The sequence below is a fragment of the Desulfobacter curvatus DSM 3379 genome (genome assembly GCF_000373985.1).
Taxonomy (GTDB): Bacteria; Desulfobacterota; Desulfobacteria; order Desulfobacterales; family Desulfobacteraceae; genus Desulfobacter; species Desulfobacter curvatus.
Map to the genome: position 1 here is coordinate 25,733 of NZ_KB893073.1, position 19,486 is coordinate 45,218.

14 protein-coding genes and 1 pseudogene are annotated in these 19,486 nt (G+C 49.8%); 12 read left to right on the top strand and 3 right to left on the bottom strand.

Annotated elements, in window-relative coordinates:
* The first annotated feature begins 223 nt into the window (after positions 1–223).
* On the top strand, positions 224–685 hold the full coding sequence (locus B147_RS28710; protein ID WP_020588422.1) for a MarR family winged helix-turn-helix transcriptional regulator: 462 nt from the start codon (positions 224–226) through the stop codon (positions 683–685).
* A gap of 259 nt (positions 686–944) precedes the next feature.
* On the opposite strand, the gene B147_RS33640 is transcribed toward B147_RS28710, so the two are convergent.
* Positions 945–1,142, bottom strand: coding sequence for a hypothetical protein (locus B147_RS33640; protein ID WP_020588424.1), 198 nt, complete (start codon positions 1,140–1,142; stop codon positions 945–947).
* Between the two features lie 298 nt (positions 1,143–1,440).
* On the opposite strand from B147_RS33640, the gene B147_RS28715 reads away from it, so the two are divergent.
* The 4 genes from B147_RS28715 to cutA all read left to right on the top strand — a co-directional run bounded on the left by B147_RS28715 (position 1,441) and on the right by cutA (position 5,640).
* Positions 1,441–2,514 carry a hypothetical protein gene (locus B147_RS28715; protein ID WP_033397561.1) on the top strand — a complete coding sequence of 358 codons (1,074 nt, stop codon included), beginning with the start codon at positions 1,441–1,443 and terminating at the stop codon, positions 2,512–2,514.
* Positions 2,511–3,527 carry a UDP-glucose 4-epimerase GalE gene (galE, locus tag B147_RS0117120; protein ID WP_020588427.1) on the top strand — a complete coding sequence of 339 codons (1,017 nt, stop codon included), beginning with the start codon at positions 2,511–2,513 and terminating at the stop codon, positions 3,525–3,527. The genes B147_RS28715 and galE overlap by 4 nt, the downstream gene beginning before the upstream one ends.
* Before the next feature lie 9 nt (positions 3,528–3,536).
* Complete coding sequence (locus B147_RS0117125) at positions 3,537–5,225, top strand: HEAT repeat domain-containing protein (RefSeq protein WP_020588428.1); 1,689 nt, start codon at positions 3,537–3,539, stop codon at positions 5,223–5,225.
* A 94-nt stretch (positions 5,226–5,319) separates the two neighbouring features.
* A complete protein-coding gene (gene cutA / locus B147_RS0117130) occupies positions 5,320–5,640 on the top strand; it encodes a divalent-cation tolerance protein CutA (RefSeq protein WP_020588429.1) in 321 nt (106 codons plus the stop codon).
* 44 nt (positions 5,641–5,684) lie between these two features.
* On the opposite strand, the gene B147_RS0117135 is transcribed toward cutA, so the two are convergent.
* Positions 5,685–6,227: a hypothetical protein gene (locus B147_RS0117135; RefSeq protein ID WP_020588430.1), complete on the bottom strand. Its 543-nt coding sequence runs from the start codon at positions 6,225–6,227 to the stop codon at positions 5,685–5,687.
* Between the two features lie 196 nt (positions 6,228–6,423).
* Between B147_RS0117135 and B147_RS0117140 the strand changes: the two genes are divergently transcribed.
* The 7 genes from B147_RS0117140 to B147_RS0117170 all read left to right on the top strand — a co-directional run bounded on the left by B147_RS0117140 (position 6,424) and on the right by B147_RS0117170 (position 19,198).
* Complete coding sequence (locus B147_RS0117140; RefSeq protein ID WP_020588431.1) at positions 6,424–7,260, top strand: hypothetical protein; 837 nt, start codon at positions 6,424–6,426, stop codon at positions 7,258–7,260.
* Positions 7,261–7,274: 14 nt separating this feature from the next.
* Positions 7,275–8,588 (top strand): BREX system ATP-binding domain-containing protein, encoded by a 1,314-nt coding sequence (locus B147_RS0117145; RefSeq protein ID WP_020588432.1) that lies wholly within the window; start codon positions 7,275–7,277, stop codon positions 8,586–8,588.
* 29 nt (positions 8,589–8,617) lie between these two features.
* Complete coding sequence (locus B147_RS0117150; protein WP_020588433.1) at positions 8,618–9,874, top strand: BREX system ATP-binding domain-containing protein; 1,257 nt, start codon at positions 8,618–8,620, stop codon at positions 9,872–9,874.
* 5 nt (positions 9,875–9,879) lie between these two features.
* Positions 9,880–15,696, top strand: a complete 5,817-nt coding sequence (locus B147_RS0117155; protein ID WP_020588434.1) for a DEAD/DEAH box helicase — start codon at positions 9,880–9,882, stop codon at positions 15,694–15,696.
* Between the two features lie 107 nt (positions 15,697–15,803).
* Entirely contained in the window at positions 15,804–16,376 is a 573-nt protein-coding gene (locus B147_RS0117160; RefSeq protein ID WP_020588435.1) for a hypothetical protein, read from the top strand.
* A gap of 38 nt (positions 16,377–16,414) precedes the next feature.
* A complete protein-coding gene (locus tag B147_RS0117165; protein ID WP_020588436.1) occupies positions 16,415–17,572 on the top strand; it encodes a coiled-coil domain-containing protein in 1,158 nt (385 codons plus the stop codon).
* Positions 17,573–19,198 (top strand): AAA family ATPase, encoded by a 1,626-nt coding sequence (locus B147_RS0117170; RefSeq protein ID WP_020588437.1) that lies wholly within the window; start codon positions 17,573–17,575, stop codon positions 19,196–19,198.
* A gap of 20 nt (positions 19,199–19,218) precedes the next feature.
* On the opposite strand, the pseudogene B147_RS31515 reads toward B147_RS0117170, so the two are convergent.
* Positions 19,219–19,486 (bottom strand): annotated as a pseudogene (locus B147_RS31515) (IS1595 family transposase); the annotation flags it as partial.

Sequence of the window (19,486 nt, forward strand, 5' to 3'; positions counted from 1 at the left end):
CGTTTGATTTTACTTTGTGATTGCATAGGCTACCATGGGTGCTGTTGCGGGTCAAGCGGGACAAAAACCTTTGATGCTTGCCTCCTGCCAAGATAATAGTATACAATAGTACCCTAAAACTGAATATCATCAACCCCCAATTACTATTAAACAACCCAGACACAATATAAATAATATAATCATGACCGTAACAGAACTCAGCAATCAAAGATGTCAAACCCTTTTGATATCAATTCGTAAAATCATCCAGGCAGTTGACATTCATTCCAGAAAGCTGAACAAAGAATTTGGTCTGACAGGCCCCCAGCTTATTGTACTCCAGGAAATTTCCTCCCATGGTCAAATATCCATCACCCCCTTGTCCCGGGCCACAAGCTTAAGCCAGGCAACCGTGACCGATATCACAAAGCGCCTTGAAACCCGTGGATACATTGCCAGAAAAAAAAGAGAGGATGACAGGCGGGCCGTCAGTCTTTTTCTAACGGAAAAGGGTCAGGAAATTATCCAAAACCTGCCGCCTCTGCTCCAGGAAACATTCACAGAGCACTTTTCCGATATTGAAGACTGGGAGCAGATGATGATCATAAGCGCTTTTGAGCGGGTGGTGAGTTTGATGGCCGCAGATAAGATAGAGGCGTCCCCCATCCTGGTTACAGGACCCATCCGGCAGAATACGCCCCGTTAGAAAGAATTCAATGACACATGAAACTCTGTTCATCCGGTGCAATGTGGATGGCATGTCCCCATGTTTGGACGAAAAGTGACCCAGGTGCAAGGCGCAAAAAAAATTTAAAACCGGAACAACCTCATGGTTGTGAGGATTTTACATTTTTTTTGTAACGCCGCAGATGGGTGACCTTTCGTTCAAACACAAACTAAAAAGACGTCTTTTGCTTTTTTCATGCAAAGACGCCTTTTCAATAACAGCCATGAGTTGATCCGGTCTATCCGCAGGATCCGCCCGAGCATCCCCCGCAGTTTCCGCCCTGGCCCAGCTCAATGCCGGAATCAAGGCTGAACCCCATGCCGTTGAAATCAATTTTAATCTTTTGTGCTTTTTCCATAAACTCTTTGTCTACTACAAACTTAAGCCCTTTAACGTCAAACAAATCATCGCTGTCTTTAGGCTCATCCAGAGCCATTGCTAGAGACGGGCCCGCTCAGCCGCCTGAGTTAAGAAAAATCCGTATGGGGGTGGGTTCCTTCCCCTGGAAATAATTATCGATCTGCGTTTTCGCAGCATCTGTAAGTTCAATCATTGAAAAATACTCCTTTTATTCAGTGTATGGATTCCAGGCCTTAGCCTGCTCATTAGTTCAAGTTTAACCATACATTATTGCGTGTCAATATCCTGGTCTTGCCTTTTTGACTCATTTGTAACATATTGAGATTTTGTCACCTTTTTCTTTGGACTTCGATTTATCTATGAATGTACCCGTCATGAAGCTATCTGTCCCATTTATCCCGGACGAAGGTTATGCCCGGTTTCTCATCGGACACGCGTCAAGCCTTTCATCCATATATTTCCCATTGCCTTCAGGGCCTGTAACCGATGCAAGGGTACGAATCGGTGATGGCCTCGTACCTGAACCCCGGGATCTATGCGCCACCCTGTCCGCCTTAAAAGCAATTGACAAATATATTTTAATGAACACCCGCTTCATGCCCCCCCATGTGTATGTGAACAACGCCATGTTATCCGGCATACTCAATGAGATTGAACAACTTGATAATACCGTCGGAATAAAAGGCATTGTGATTTCAGATATGTATCTTGTGCGTGCCATTGACCGGACAGGACATGAAATCGTCCCTCGCCTTGAACTGATACCGGGAATAAACGCCATGCTGGACAGCCCGGAAAAATTTTTCTCTTTTTTTGATTTGCTTGCCCTTTCACGATTTAAAAAGCCGACCCGGATTGTACCAGACCGCGCTTTAAACAGATCCCCTGAAAAACTGGCCGCCTTATCAAAAGCAATCAAGAATTACGACCCGGACCTACGCATTGAACTTCTGGCCAATGAGGGCTGCATTTATCAATGCCCGTTCAAGCTCAGCCATGACGCCCATATCGCCCTTTCAAATACCGGGTTTGCCGGGGAAACCACATTTCGGATGAATCAAAATCTGGGATGCCAGGCCTATTTCGATTTTCAACCCCACACGTTTCTTAAATCCCCTTTTATCCGGCCCGAAGACGTTCACCATTATCAGGGCGTTGCCGACGGGATAAAGCTTTGCGGCCGTACCCGGGGCGTGGGGTTTTTAAAAAGGTGCATCAGTGCCTATGTTAAAGGGTCTTTTAACGGCAACCTTCTTGACCTGATGGATACACCGGAGATACTTGCCCGGCAATGGCATATAGACAACGCCCGGCTGGAGTCCCGATTTTTTACCACCCTTACCTCCTGTACAAAAGTGTGTAAAGCATGTAAGATCTGTTCTGAAATATTCAACAAGGCTTCCCGGAAAAAAGAGATAACGTTCAAACCCTATAAGGAATTCCAATGAAAATTCTTGTCACCGGCGGTGCCGGATATATCGGCAGCCATACCTGCGTCGAACTGCTGAACCAAGGCCACGAAGTGGTTATACTGGATAATCTTGTCAATTCATCTGCCAAGGCCCTTGAGCGGGTCAGAAACATTACGGGAAAAGACCTTGCGTTTTTCCAAACGGATTTACTGGATGAAGGCGGCACCCATGCCGTGTTCAAAGCCCATAAAGAGATTGAGGCCGTGATCCACTTTGCAGGACTTAAAGCCGTGGGAGAATCGGTTTCACAGCCCCTGCGCTATTACCACAACAATATCACAGGCACCCTGAACCTGATTGCGGCCATGGAAAAATCAGGTGTCACCGCCATTGTATTTTCATCATCTGCCACGGTCTACGGCAACCCGGCCCATCTGCCCATCACCGAAGACTTTCCGTTGTCCGTAACCAACCCCTACGGCAGAACCAAACTGATGATTGAAGAAATCCTGTCTGATCTCTACACAGCCGACCCCAAATGGCACATCACCCTGCTGCGATATTTCAATCCGGTGGGAGCACATCCGTCCGGAGACATTGGCGAAGACCCCAGGGACATTCCCAACAATCTGATGCCTTATGTGGCCCGGGTGGCCATAGGGCAGCTTCCCCGGGTCAGTGTTTTCGGCAACGATTATGATACCCCGGACGGCACAGGCGTCCGGGATTTCATCCATGTCACCGATCTTGCCAAAGGACATATATGCTGCCTTCAAAGGCTCATGGAAACCCCAGGTGTGGGTATTTACAACCTTGGCACCGGCAGGGGATATTCCGTAATTGAAATGATCAAAGGGTTTGAAAAGGCCTGCGGACACAATATCCCCTACGAAATTGCCCCCCGCAGACCGGGCGACATTGCCGCATGCTGGGCGGATCCCTCAAAAGCCGAGCGCGAACTTGGCTGGAAAGCCGACCTGGACATTGAAGATATGTGCAAAGATGCATGGCGCTGGCAGCAAAAAAATCCAAAAGGATATGATTCGTAAGGAGAATATATGGCATCATTTATTTCGGAATTTGAAAGGATTATCGAAACAGGACAGATCAATTCAAAGACCCTGCAACCGATTTTAAACCTTGATGAAGACCAGCAACAGGCTGTAATTGAACAGCTTGCCCTGGCGCCGGACAATGTTGCCTATAATATTTTATCGTTTCTTATGAACACCATGGGACCTACCCATCCCCTTCGCCCGCGTCTGTATCAACTCATCATGGACAGGGCACATCTCAATTTTAAATTTTCCATAATCCTGATCAACCATACCAATCCGGACCGTCCCGGCCCCATCACCCATTTAATCAAACATATCCTGGGCAAGGAGACCAACAAGGATTTGCTCAAGGACATTTTTCGGGCCGCAGGCCGACTTGGCATGGAATTTCTTGTTGATGATCTGGCCGAATTTGTTTTTTTCGATGATCTTGAACTGCGTAAGGAAGCGGTCACGGCCATGGAACGTATCGGCACGGACAAGGCTGTGCAGCGATTGGAGCAGATTGCACAAACCGACAAATGCGATTCGGATATCCTGGATGCCCTGGCCTTTTTAAAGGGTAAACGAAAAACATCCCCTGCGCCCCAGGCCCGGGAAAAGACAAGGCCGCCTGAACTGCCCCAACTATCAAGGCAAACCGAACCTGCCGATCCCCCTGGAACTGCACCGTCCTGCCGCCCCCCTGAGGACCCCAATGTCCGACTGCTGGCTTCACCAAATATTGAAGACCGGCTCAAGGCCTTCGAATATTTTAGCGATAAAAGCGCCGAAGTGGCAGAGGCCCTGCATGCAAATCTATACACCCAGGTACCCGATTTGCTTGGAAACCTTTTGAGGTTGATCAGCAGAACCATTCCCCAGGAATCCCTGGGCGACCTTTTGACGCTCACAGAACAAAAAAATATTGAAAACACGACCCGTTTTTGTTTATACACGGCCCTGTCCCATTATCCTGAATTGGAATCCACTGCGCCCATTGTAAAGGCGCTTACAGACCCGGCTGGTTTTGTGCGTATGGCGGCCATCAGAGCCTTAGACAATCACTGTTCGGATTATGTGGTTGCCGAAATCAGAAAAAAAATCGAATCCGGCACCAAAGTGGGAGAAACGGTAGCAACGACGATTCTGGACACATGCGCCTCCCGGCTGATAGAAGCGCTGATGGCCTCGGACACATTTTCATATATCTGCTCAAACTATTTGACATCTTCTGCTCAAGTCAGATCCATCGACATCTGGATTGACATTCTTGAAAAACGAAAACAAGCGTCAACCGCCAAAAAATTTACCCAAATCAAAGAGAATCGAAGCCGGACAGCCCGACCGGTGGTTGTGGTGATTCATCCATCAGCACCGTACACAGACGTATTTTCAAAACTCATTCACGGATGCGGATTCTGCGCCCGAACCTTTTCTGGCCCCCAGGAAGCATTCGAGTTCATTGTCAGTGAAAAGCCGGCCGGAATCATAACAGATTTTTTTGTCAGACAGATGCGGGTCAATGACCTGGCACGTGAAATCAGAGAGCTTTATCCTGCAGATGAGGTCCCGCTCATGGTAAGTTCCCTTCAAAGGCATCTGGACAAAAACAATTTAGCATCGATGTTCCAGACCTTCGGTATTAACGGATTCTGGGAATTTCCGGCAAAACCCAGTCAGATCAAATCCCTGATTGGGGGGAACTAGCCGAATTCAAACACGTTGTGAGTATTATTACACCGCTGAAACTCAGCGCTATAAACGCAAAAGGTCGAACAAACGATAAAGAATGGAGGAACGCATGGCGATCAAAATGATTTACATGACAGCCGGAAATATGGATGAAGCGTCACGAATAGCCAAAGTATTGGTTCAACGGCGGTTGGCCGCCTGTGTAAACATCATTGACGGTATGCGCTCAATTTATGAATGGGAAGGGGACATTCAGGATGAACGTGAGGTGGTGATGATTGCAAAAACTCGGGCAGATCGTTTGCCTGAACTGGAGGAGACGGTGAAGGGCATACATAGCTATGATTGTCCCTGTATTGTTGAGTTGGCTGTATCCGGTGGCAATAACGCATTTTTGGACTGGGTGGGGAAACAAGTGGATACTGCGTAGTTAAAGAGCGGTAATCGGCAAAATTTGCGGTGTTTGGTCAGGCACTACAATAGCCCGGCCTCTTCCTCATCCTGTTGCCACTCCTCCAGGTATTTATGAATAAATGCGGTTTTTGCATTCCCCCGGGGCGTTAACCACACATAACCCATATAATCCAACTGCCTCTCCAGCAGACTGAAAAAAGCCTGTTCAATACCTGATTTATCCTCGGTAAGGCCCAGCCTCACGCACTCATCCACCACAGCCCGGGTGAGCTGGCCTTCGGGCAGAAATCCGTCGCATATCATGGCATTCCAGGCTTCCGGAAAATAAACAATCTTCCAGGCGCAGATATCATCAGGACGTAGGATACTTTTATTGCCCGGGTTGAACGGAGCCGGTACAAAGGACATCTTCATACGGGAAAACTGCATCAGTTCCTTAAGAAGCGCCTGTTTATCCTGTCCGAATATCCACTCTTCAGGTTCCAGCAGTACAGGCGGGTATTCTTTGCTTGTCAGTGCGTACCGGAAAGGCCCTTGTTTCTTCCAGAACGTCTTAAAATCCTTAACATTGGGCAAAATTTTTCTTACACATGCCGTCGTCATTGCTGATTATCCATAATTTTCAATAGTTACTTCTTAAATTATAGCCGGTTATAAATCAATGCGTAACAGGATTCAACAGCAATCTAAATATGAATCAATTTAGAATTACTGGAGATTATTCCTTAACCATTGAAATTTTTTCAGCGCCAGTGTAGAAAATAGGCCAATTGAAATTTAAAAACAAACGAGGAATCAAATGCCGGAACCCAATGAATTTCTTGAGAATGTTCAAGAGAATTTAAAACAGATCGTCCAACCCTTTCAGCGGGATCTGAACCAGAGACAAAAAAAAGCCGAGTTGATCAAACAATGCATCCGGTGCGCGGGAAGGGATGACTTTCTCCAACTGGATGAACTGCTTAAAAGCAAACTGGCCAGGGACATATGCGAGGACAAGGCCCTTGAAAGCTGCGCCCCGGTATTTGAAACCCTGGGGGCCTATGCCGATGAAAAGGTGGAGCAGTACCGCATGGACCTCATTGAGGACCTGACCCGGCAATGCGAAGAGGCCGGTCTTGAACTGGAGATGGATTTTCCCAGGTTCACGGTTTTAAAGGGCATCTCCGGGGAAATCGATTTTGCCAGCCGCTCCACGAAGATCAATAAAAAGGTGCTCAAATCCATTGATCCCCGACGGATCATGACCATGGTGGTCCGGTTCAAAAAGCAATTGTACGATAGGCCCTATGATCCCCAGGCATTCATTGATGACCTGTGCGAGGTATACCTGGAACTTCTTGAAAAAGAAGATCTGCCTGCCGGTCGGCCTGTCCCCATGCAGCAATTTTACCTGGCCTATGTGATCTCCCTGCAGTCCAAAACCTTTTTTCAGGACATGGACAAAGGGAAATTTAAAGGCTACAGCCTGGACCAATTTTCCGTGGACCTGTGGCGGTACTATGAGGCGGGCATCGGCGGAACGTCCCAAGGGTACGAACTTCAGCTCACCCCGGGGCGGAACAAGGCCTTGTGGCTCCTGGACACCCAAGGGGAACTGCGCCAGATCACTGCCATCTCTTTCCATAAATCTTAAAGGATCTTTTGGTCATGATATCATTGGATGCCCTCAAAGAACTCGAACCCTTCCAGGCCAGATCCATCATTGAAGAGCTGCGCAAGGGCAGCGTGCCTGTGGAATATGTGCCGGTATTTACCGTGGGGCGGCAAAAATGGCTCTCCTATATCGAAGACGATCTTGAGAACTACATTGCCCAGGGCGGGGCCAAGGTGCGGTTCATCAGCGGGGATTACGGAGACGGAAAAACCCATTTCATGTCCGTGGTCCGGCACCTGGCCATGGAAAAAGGATTTGCCGTCTCCTTTGTGGTCCTGACCCGGGATGTGCCCATCCACAAATTTGAAACCGTGTACCAGTCCATTGTCCGGCAGCTCCAAGGCAATTTTGACGGCATGGGCATCCGAAATCTGCTGACCGCCTGGCTGGACGCCCTGTCCCCGGAATTTGAAGGAGCCAAGGCCGAGGCCGCAACAGAAAAATGTACGGCCCTGGCCGAAGAACTCAGGGATATCCCGGACATGGATATCAACTTTGCCAATGCTCTGGCCGCCCTAGTGAGCAACCGTTTTTCTCCCATGGAAGAAGGGGAGGATGAGGAGAGCCGCAAGGCAGACCGGGAAATCCTCATGCACTGGTTTGACGGCGGCAAGGTCACCAAACGGGAACTCAAGCCCTTCCAAGTTTACGAATATCTGACCAAGGCCAATGCCCGGCAGTTGATGAATTCACTGATTCTGTTTTTGCGGCGGTTGGGTCACCAGGGTCTGATCCTGCTCATGGATGAAATGGAGACAGTAGTGGCCATGAGCGCCTCGGTGCGCAAGGCCGCCTACGAAAATGTCCGCCTCTTCATCGACAACAGCGAGACCGCTCAACACCTTCACATCTTCTTTTCCATCATCCCTGACGTGCTGGTATCGGAAAAAGGATTTAAATCCTACGATGCCCTGTGGAGCCGGGTGCGGTCCATCGGGGCATCAATGGGCGACGCCAAACGCCTCAACTACCGGGGCGTCCTTGTGGATATCCATCAGACGCCGCTTCAAACCGAAGAACTGGTGGATTTGGGCCGGTGTCTGCTGTCTCTGCACGGCATTGCCTACCGCTGGTCCCCGCAAGAATTGGTCACGGACAAGGTCATAGAGGATATCTGCGCCGGCCAGAAAAAAATGGGTGTCATCAGCGAGGTGCGGCTTTTCATCAAGCAGCTCATCGGCGTCCTGGACCTGGCCGAACAAGGCCAGTCCCCGGAGGAGATGGACATGGCCCGGCAGATGGTGGAGACCCGGAAAGAGATGGAAGAGGAAAAGATGAAACAGATGGCGCCCAGTTGGGACAATTAAATCGGTCCGCGTAAATCGGAATTGACACTATGGATGACAAGGCATTTAACAATCAGCTCAACGGCACCAAAAATTTTTACCTCCGCAGGGCGGTGGAGCGCCTTAGGGAAGGACTGTTCGATCCTTTAGGGGTCCAATGGCTCACCTCGGGGGAAAAAAAGCTCAAGCAACTCTTCGACCAGGGGGCTGCAGCCCTGGACAAGGGAACATCTCACCACCTTTGTGTCTGCGGCGCATACGGCCAGGGCAAATCCCACAGCCTCACTTATTTGAAGCAGCGAGCCCTGGAAAATAATTTTGTGGTCAGCTATATTAATCTGGACCCGCGGCAGATCCCCTTCCACGACTTCAAAGCGGTCTACCGGGCCCTGATGGGCGCCATGGTCTTTCCAAACGGGGAAACCGGCCTATCACAAGTGTGGAAGGACGCCGCCGCCCAATGGCTGGCCCGGCCGGAAAACAGGGATAAATCCATCAATGATCTCATCCCCGGCGGCATACCCCACCGATTCCGGGCCATTCTGGCAGCCATGGCCCACAAGAACATGGAGATTCCGGCCAACAAACGAGACCTAAAAAAACACGCCCGGTTTCAGCCCAGATCCTTTGCATGGACCCTGAAAAACGCCCTCATGGGCAAAGAGATCCCGGCCCACAAGCTTGGCGCAGTCTTCCATTACCGGGAGGTGCCGTTTTACAAGGAGCGCTCCCTGGTCTGCCGGGAACCCAAGGAATATCTGGCCATGGTAAAGGGGCTGGCCCGGTTATTCAGGCAGATGGGATACGGGGGATGGGTTCTCCTTTTTGACGAAGCCGAATCCATCGGCCAAACCCGCATCACCAGCCGCAGCAAAAGCTATGAGCTCCTCCATGAAATCTTGTGCCCGGAAAAACAGACACAGGGATTTTACCCGGTATTTGCCTTTACCCATGATTTCTTCACCCTGGTTGAAAGCGAGCCCTGGGACCGGACCCGCAGGCCCGGCGGACGGCGAAAAACAGACCAGCCGACCGAAGACATTCCCTGCTTTGCCCGCAATTATCACAACGCCTGGGAAAAAATTAATATCCATCCTCTCCAGAACCTGTCACCCGGTGAATGGGAGACACTTACGGGCAAGCTCAAAATCCTCCACGGCAGGGCCTACGGATGGGAGCCGGATACCGCTGAACTGGCCCAGGAAATGAAGCTGGTCCTATCCCAAAACAAAGGGGCGGAATCCAGGACGAAATTAAGGCTTCTGGTCAACCAGTTGGACCTGAAACAGCAGAAAGACTCCTGCTGAGCCCTATGCTCCAGGACCTTGATCTGCCATCAGCCCCCCTGCCCGACCCTCTTTTAAGGCTCCCCAACACCTTCCGTCCCTTTTACGGGGCCTTTGCCGGTCTGCGGCCGGTTCAGCTTGAAGCCATCTCTCCAATCCTTAAAGGCCGGGACCTCGTTGTCCAGGCCGCCACCGGATCGGGCAAAAGCGAGGCTGTACTGGCCCCGGCCCTGGAACGGGTCATCACCTCGAACCGGGCCCACGGCGTCCTATACATCATTCCCACCCGGGCCCTGGCCAAGGACCTCATGCGCCGGTTTGAGCCCATCATCACCGAACGGCTGAACCTGATCCTGGCCATCCGCACCGGGGATATCAAAAAAGGCGGTACCCAGCGGCCGGACATCATGTTCACCACCCCGGAATCCCTGGATGTAATGCTGGGCAGCGGCAACACCAACCTCAAGGCTTTTCTGGCCCGGGTGGGCACCGTGATCATCGACGAAGTCCATCCCCTGGTCCACCAGTACCGGGGCAGACACCTGGTCTATCTGTTCACCCGGCTGGAACGTAGGACCGGCAGATCCATACAAAAAATAGCCATGTCCGCCACCATTGCCGGTATACCCGAGGTCATGAAATTTTTCAATTTCAGGTCCAATGCCACCGCCATCTCAAACGATGCGGACCGGCAGATTCAGGCCCGGATTCTTCATTTGAAAAAAGAGGACACCGAACTGCCCGCCCTGCTCAATGATCTGTACCGGGAATGGGGGTACCGAAAAATGCTTATTTTCTGCAACAGCCGGTCGGCCTGTGACCGGCTGTCAGGCATTATCCGGCGCAACGGGGTGTTTAAAAATGTCACAGAGCTGCATTACTCCAATCTTAAGGCAAAGGAACGGAAAAAAGCGGAAAACCGGTTCCGAAAAAATCCCCATGCCCTGTGCATTGCCACCTCCACCCTGGAGCTAGGCATTGATGTGGGGGATGTGGATGCGGTGATTCTTTACCAGCCCCCGGGCTCGGTGTCGGCCTTTCTCCAGCGTATCGGCCGGGCCAACCGCCGGGGGCAATCCATTAATTTCTGGGGCATCACCACCGGGGAATCGGCCGGCAACCAGGTGATCCGATTTCTTGCCCTGCTGGAACTGGGCCGCCAGGGAAAAATCGAGGCCCCGCCCCCCAAAGCCTTACCCAGCGTGTTGAGCCAGCAGGTCATTTCCTGCCTCTATGAAAAAAAGGAAATTTCCCTTAATGCCCTGAAAGCCCTGTTTCCGAACCGCGAAGGCCTGCTGCCGGATATTTTCAAGACCCTTGAAAAAAAGGGCTGGCTCAGACGAACCCGGCGCCCCGGCCTGATCCGGGGCGGATGGCAGTACCGGAATCATTTTATGGAATACAAAATCTGGGGAAACTTTCCGGAAAGCGAAAAGGAATACATCCTTGAAGTGGATATGGAATCCATTGCCGACATTCCCCAATCCATTGTGGACCAGATGGAGGTAGGGGACCGGGTCTATCTGTCGGGCCGGCGCCTTAAAATCCTGAAAATTGAAGAAGGAGATCCTGGCAAGGTCACGGCCCGGCCGGCCATGGAAAAGGATGATAAGGACCTGGTCTGGGTGGGCTTAGGTGCACATGTCTCCTGGGAAACGGCCCAGGCCATGGGGCGGATACTGGGCACCGGCACACTGCCCCGGGACAGTGGTCTCCTGGCCCGGACCAAAAATTTATTCCGCCGGGAACTGTCATATTCTGAAAACCGGGTGAAGCTGGCCAATGGCATTGAAGTGGTTCCGGGGACCCGGGCAAGGTTTCATTTTCGCACCTTTCTGGGATCTGCCGGCAACCTGGTGCTGGAATGGGCCGTCCGGGAGCATTTCCAGGATGACGACCTGGAGGTAGCCACCAGCGAGACCGGGGTGGAATGCGCTTGCTGGATTGATTTTCAAAAACTGAATCTGCCTGTTACAAAAAAGGCATTCCATACCTGGGTATCCGCCCATTTCAGGGTGCTGCGCAGCCTGATTCCTTTGAGTATTTTCTGGCGGACCTTGCCAAAAAAACAGATGGTGGAAGAGGTGGCGGATTTCCTCTTTGATCAACGTGTGGCAGATACCTTTGTACGGTATCTTGAATTGGGTTCGGATATTGTTTCCGGGGATCTGGCCGACCTTTCCGGCCCCTTGCCCATGGCTGCCGATGAATCTCCGGACTCTGAAATGGAAGCCGGCGCAGCGCTTTTGTTCCAAGAAAAACAGACGACAAAAACGCCGGAAGATTCGCCTTTTTTATCCCCCATATGGCAGGCACCCTGCATTGATCCAGGCTGCACCGACGCCCGCGCTCTAACCGCTACCATGATCAGTGATTATATTTTCCACGGCCAGTGTGACCGCAGGTTCTGTCTGTCATACCTTGGCTTGGCTCATCCTGTAACAACGCAGGACGATGTCATGGCCCTTGCCCGGGAACAGGGCATCCAACATGAACAGGCGGTGCTGGCCGCCCTTGAACAACAAGGGAACCGCCTGGCGGTCCCGGAACAAGCAGCAGCCGGTGAACCCCGGTGGGCTCCTTCCGTTAAGCTGCTGGAAGAAACAATCTCGCAACTCAACCGTAATCCGGAAAAAACCCGGCCAATCTGGCTGTCCCAGAGCTATCTCAAGACTGAATCGCCCATCCATCAATTTCCCCACATCACAGGTACCGGCATCCCCGATCTTCTGAAACTATCCCCGGGCAAAGGTGGACAGACAATCATTGAAGCCGGAGATATCAAACGCAGCCAAAACCCCGGATACCACCATAAATGGCAGGTGGCCTTCTATGCCCTGGCACTGGAACAAATTATTGACCGCTGCAAGCTGCCTGCCCGGGTCTCCCGCAAAGGGTTCATCATCACTCCACCGCCATTAGGCGGCATCCGGGAAACAGCACAGTATCAGATCCATGAATTTGATTTAATTCCTTACATGGCCGCCTTGCCTACCCTCCTGCACCACCTTGGCCGTGTGCTTTCCGGTCTACCTACCCATGCGGGTTACAGGCTTCAAAGTCTGTGTACGGCCTGTTCCGGATTCCACGGCTGCTACCACCATGCCCTGGCCCATGAAGATATTCGGTTCCTGCCAAAATTGACCAAAGGCGAGCTGGCTGCCCTACAGCAGATGGGCTGCACTACCCTTGAAAAACTCCCCGGGGCCCTTGAAAAAGAGACCAATCAGCTTTCTCCAGGACAACAGAAAAAATTATTGGGATGGTGTGATGCCTTTTTAGCCAAATGTATCCGCTGCCACAAAAAAAAGACCCACCTGTTTCCGGTCAACCTGTCCAGACGAATCTTTATCCACCTGGAAAAAGGTCCCCTGGATGGGCTGCCCCGGGTCCTAGGGTGGCAAGTCCTGGATACGGATGGCCGGACAACGGTTGAATCAAATGTATGGACTATGGAAACCGAAACGGAGCGACAGGCAGTTCGGCAAGCATTTTTAAAGGAATTGCCGCGGTTGTGGGTAGAAAGCATCCATGCCGGCCAGGGGCCCCATCTCTTCCATTTTGGCTCCCAGACACCCATTGTCCTGAATCAATGGATCGGGGAGACACAAAACCCGTCCTGGGAATTCCTCGGCCAAACCCAGCCCTCCTCCTGGACGGATATACAAAAGGTCCTGACCGCCCATTTTTATATGCCCGCGCCGGGCACAGCATCCTTGTACACCCTGGGCCGCATCTTCAAATGCCGGACCGCCCCTGCCCCGCCACCGCCACCGACTCTGTTCCACCACAACAGCGGATTCATCAGCGATATAGATCAGGCTGCAGCCGAAGTAAAAAAATGCCTTGAACTCATGGTAGAGCTGTACCAGGTCGCCATGTTCCAATTAGACAGCCAATGGATCAAGGAATGGCCGTCAGACAATCCTGGAGACAACAAGGCCCGGCCCTATACAACATTTATCCAGGAGGAACAACGCCTGAAAGAGGCAGATATCATGATGCTTCAGGAACAGCCCCTGGAAGAGCGGATGCTGCGGTTCAGGTCCCTGGGATACCTGAAATTCCACCAGACCAGACTGGACAGCTTCGGGCGCTTTATCAATATTTTCCGGCCCACAGACCAGACCCAGCCGGCCAAATTCCGCCAGGGGGATTTCCTCAAGCTGGTGCCCCATGGCATGGCCGACCTCCAGAATGGATTCCCAGTGATCATTGTGGAATATGATATAGACGCCGGTGACATTGGGCTGCTTTCCCGGTCCGGCAAAATAAATCTCAATAAAAATTTATTCTACTCCCTTGAAGAAGATATGGACGACTGGAACCGAGAAAAACTGATCCACGCTTCCCAGACCCTATTTTCAGAAGACAGATATTTCCACCTTCGACAGCTTCTTGCCGGGGCAGACATGGAAAGGCAGACACCGGCATCAGAGGCCTGGGTGGAAAAATGGCTCGCTCAAGCCAACCACGGTCTCAACCCCTCTCAGCAGCAAGCCTTAAGGCTTCCATTCCAATACCGCACCGCTATGATCCAGGGCCCGCCCGGCACGGGGAAAACCCATCTGCTGGGATGGATCATCATCGCCCTGATTCTTAAAGCCCATGAAGCCGGAAAGCCTCTGCGCATAGGCATCAGCGCCCTCACCCACCAGGCCATTGACACGGTATTGAAAAAAGTGGTCCAACTGGTCAACCAGTATCTACCGGGTGATTTTCCGGGCCAATGCGTGAAATGGGGAGAGGACAACACGCCGGAATCGAAAACATTCAATCCCGGCGATGCTGCCATGACAGTGGAATATACAAAAGAGGCCCGGGATCTGCCCACCCGGTCTTGGCTGATTTTAGGCGCTACCGGATACGGATTTTATTCTCTGTTCCACAGCAAGGACAAAGGCTTTCCCCTGGCCCTGGACTGGATAATTTTTGACGAAGCATCCCAGATCCCGGTGCCCCAGGCCCTGCTCAGTCTCATTTACGGCCGGGGGAATTTTCTCTTCCTGGGCGATGTCCACCAGCTTCCCCCCATTGTCATGGGAAATTATGATCTCCATGCCCCTGATGAAAATGGCAACCAACTGCGCCTGAACAATTCCATTCTCGCCAATATCCGGAACCTGTATCCTGAAGATTGCCAGGTCACCCTGGACACCACCTACCGGATGAACAAGGAAATCTGCCTATTCCCATCCAAAACCTGGTACCACAACCAGCTTTGCCCGGACCCTTCAGTGGAAAATGCACGGCTTTGCCTGGATGAGCCGGACGAAACATACAATCCAACAGGGGACGACCCGGTACTCGGCGACATTCTGAATCCGGAACAGCCTGTTTCGCTGATCTTAACGGATCACCAGGGATGTGCCCAGCAATCGGATGTGGAGGCTGATCTCATTGCCGCCCTGGCCGGCCGCCTGATCCTGGGGCACGGTCTTTCCCCGGACCAAATGGCCATCATCACCCCCCACCGGGCCCAGAACAACGCCATCCTCCAGCGGCTGGGGAAAATCATGACAAGCCATCATTCCCCTACCCGCCTTCCCCTTGTTGACACAGTGGAACGAATCCAAGGTGCCGAGCGGGACGTCATCATCTTCGGTCTCACTGCCTCGGACCCGGATCATCTGGTCAGCGATTTTTTAAATAGCCCCAACCGCCTCAATGTGGCCATGACCCGGGCTGGGAAAAAACTTATCATCATAGGCAGTCAAGCCTTTTTCTCAATCATTCCCGATTCAGATGCCATGCTGGCCAGACACTGTTGCTTTAAACAGCTACTGATCCATTGCCGGGCTCAAAATGCAATTTTTCATTTTTCCAAACAGATACGGGAATAAAACAGCCAAAATATCTTGCGATTTTCCGCCTTTGAAGGTACTCTTTAGTCTGTAGTTTCCAAATTTAAATCCTCACATAACTTCATCAACAAATGGACGGGAAAAATATGGGCGCTAAACAAGAAACCGAGATATTCAGAAAAGGAATCTGGATAAAGGAGCAACAAGGTGTCTTAACCGTGGGCTCTCTGGATAAAGAGAATACGGATGTCATGGTTGTGTCGGATGAATTAAGTGCCAAGCTTCAGGCCTTTGAATCTGATATGATTGAGGCCCTTTATGGTGAAAACCGGGAAACGTTCCAGCCCGGCATACTCGATATTGAACGTCTATTCAAGCAGCTTGAAAACCGGTTTGAAGATGTAAGGCTGCATTTATCCTTTGACAAGTCTGACGAAAATCCATTTATATGTGATTATGATCCGCTTTTTTCTTTATTTGAAAAACTGATCCTAAGTTCCATATCCGGCAATTCAAATCCGGTCATACATATAAATGCATCACTTGTTCAGGATCATCTGTGCATAATTTACCGGGACTCTGAATCGGTTTCAAACCCATCAGACCTGGGGCCTGATTTTTTCCTGATAAAAAACCGCTTAGGTGCCGGCATAGAGTACAACAAGGCTGAAAAACAAGAAGGTTACTACGATATAACCATTCCTTCGGCCGACCATTGACCTCTGTTTGATGCAGCGGGGCAGTTCCTTTTGACATTATGAAACATTTTCCATTTAAAGTTGTTGTATTCTGCCTGGTTATCATCCCGGTTTTGTATATGATTACCCTTGCCGGCTGCCATGATTACCTGGAAAAAAGATATCTTTTAAAGTTAGAAAACGAGTTTATCGGAAATTCCAGTGATCTTTTAAACGGATCGGTCCACATTGAAGACCAGATAGCAAAAAATATCCAGGCCATTTTAAATGGGGACGCCCTGATCCGGATGGCTAAACTTGACCTGGAAGTACAGGTGACAGAGGGCCGGGGGAAAATTATTTATCCCATCTACCTGGGAACAGATGGATTTCAGGAGGATTCACCGGGCTATTACGATGCCCAGGCGGTTGCAGATAAAAACTTTTCAATTCTTAATTCCGGACTCAAGGTTCATGCTGTACTGCATCTTGATCATGGTTCATTTCTTGCGAACTGTATATTTGCTCTCTACTCCGGTATTTCTCTTTTGATCTTTTTTGTGTTTTATAGACAGGGCAGCAAACGGGCTAAACAGGAAAGAGACACTAAAAACGCTTTGATCCAGGATTTAAAAAAAAATGAGATGCGCCATGAGAAGCTGGAGGAAGACCTGAAGCGGGAACGGGCGGAGTTGTTTAAAAATATAAAACAATTAGATAAAAAATACCAATCGGAACAAAAAAAAGCAAAGACAAATGAAGATGAAATGTTTAATGAAATCATCGCCCTTGAAGACCAACTCAATACATATATTGAATTAAAGGAGCGGCGGGACGTTGAGATAGATGAACTCAAATCAAACCTTGATAAGTATGAACGGAAGAAAAGCGCGGGAAAATCCAAGAGGGGGGATTTTGATTTTATATCCAAACGTTTTAAAACCCTATACAAGCATATTGAAATGAGCAGAAAAGCCTTGGACGGATTTATGACCCTGACCGAAGACCAACAGATCAAGGCGGAAGAAACAATTCACCAGCTGGATCAAGACCCGGGATCGGTGATTGTAAAACGAAAGGTATTTTCAGGCAAGAAGCATAAAACCACCTGCTTTGAAGTATTGTTTGCATATAACGGCAGGCTCTATTTCATGAATCATCCCAATAAAACCCAGGTGGTGGTGATCGGAACAAAACAGACCCAAACCAGGGATATGGAATATCTCCATAATTTATAAATGTACAATGAATTCTACAATCTTAAGTCATCCCCTTTTAAAATCAGTTGCGATCCCGCATTCATGTGGTTCGGGGAAAAGCATCAGGAAGCTCTTGCAACACTGCAATACGGCATTCTGGACAACAAGGGATTTCTGCTTTTAACCGGGGATGTGGGAACAGGCAAAACATCCCTGATCAACGCATTAATCCAGAACCTTGAACAAGATATCATCTACACATCTGTGCCGGATCCGAGCTTGATCAAACTTGATTTTTTTAATTATATTGCCGCATCCTTCGGAATGGACAGGGAATTTACATCCAAGGGTGCGTTTCTTGCCCATTTTAAAAATTTCCTACTCAGCGCCAATGAGAAAAATAAAAAGGTGCTGCTTATTATTGACGAAGCCCAACTGCTCACCCAGGAAATGCTTGAAGAGATCCGCCTGCTGTCAAATATTGAAAAACCGGATGCAAAACTGATCAATATTTTTTTTATCGGACAAAACGAATTCAATGAAATTTTGAACAGGCCCCAGAACCGAGCGGTCCTCCAGCGAATGACCCTCAACTACAACCTGGATCCTTTGACCCCGGAAGAGGTGGATAAATACATCCGCCACCGGCTCAAGATTGCGGGCACACAGGAGCGGCTGTTTGACTGGGATGCAGTTCAGGAAATTTTTTTCTATTCAGGCGGATTTCCAAGGCGCATCAATATCTTATGCGATCATGCCCTGCTGTCCGGATTTGTCAGGGAACAGCGGATTATTGATGCAAGCATTGTAAGGGAATGCGCAAAAGAACTGAAAATTCCTGCCCATATCAGCAACCGTAACATCAATGGATCATTTGAGCCCACCACCCGCCATGACAATAAAAAAAATCCCCTGGATGACCTGCGTGCCCAGACTTTTGCCCAACAACCATATAGGCAGCAGCCGGTTCTCCCAGTTCAACAACCACAAAAACAACTATTTTCATGGGACAAGCTGGTAATTTTAATCTTCTTTTTAATTTTTGCCTGGTGTGTTATGTTCCCTGACCATTTTTTTTCCATACTTTCCATGGTAAAACAGCCAGTTATCCCAAAACAGGAAATCATAAAAGGACAACAAACAGATCAAACGCGCCCGCCAAAAAATCAGCCCATTGTCCGAAATCCCGAGCGCCCGGACAACCATGCTCCGCCCACGTCAAGGACCATAGTCCAGGACCAGGCTGAAAATCCGGAAGAGCTCATGTTTGCTATTGAAACCCCGGAAACCGATCCATCACCTGAATTAAATACCTCCCCACCCCCATTTCCAAAGGATAAAATCACAGTCCGGTTTAAGCATAACGGCGATGCTATTATTGAAAAAGACCTCAAAAAGCTTGAAACAATTTCAAAGTCCCTGGTTGCTCATCCGGATTCAAAAATTCTCATCACCGGGTATACGGATGCGATGGAAAATGGCACGTATAATATAAAATTATCCGAATTCAGGGCTAATATCGTAAAAAGCTTTCTTCTGGGGCTGGGGGTTGGAAGCTATCAGATGAAAATCCAGGGCAGAGGTGGTCAGGACCCCATTGAAAGCAACGATACGGTATGGGGGCGAATGATGAACCGGAGAGTTGAAATAGAAGTGATTGAATAGACGGCTGCTAATTAAAAAGGCTATGTTCCCTTTAATAGTTGAAATTGCTCCAATGAGATACTCAGCAAAGATTCTGGCAATATACCTGGGCGCTGCTCAAGTGAACGCCGCCATCCAAGATAATTTTGTAAATATTTCGTAGCAACTCCGTGGAATCGGTGCAGCCAGCCTTTAAATCGGCTGTGATAGGCATTGACATTTTGGAGGTGGAAAGCTCCTTTAACTCTGCCACCTTTACTCAGATTAACAACCTCATGAGAAAAATTTTCAGCATCGCAAAAAGTTTGA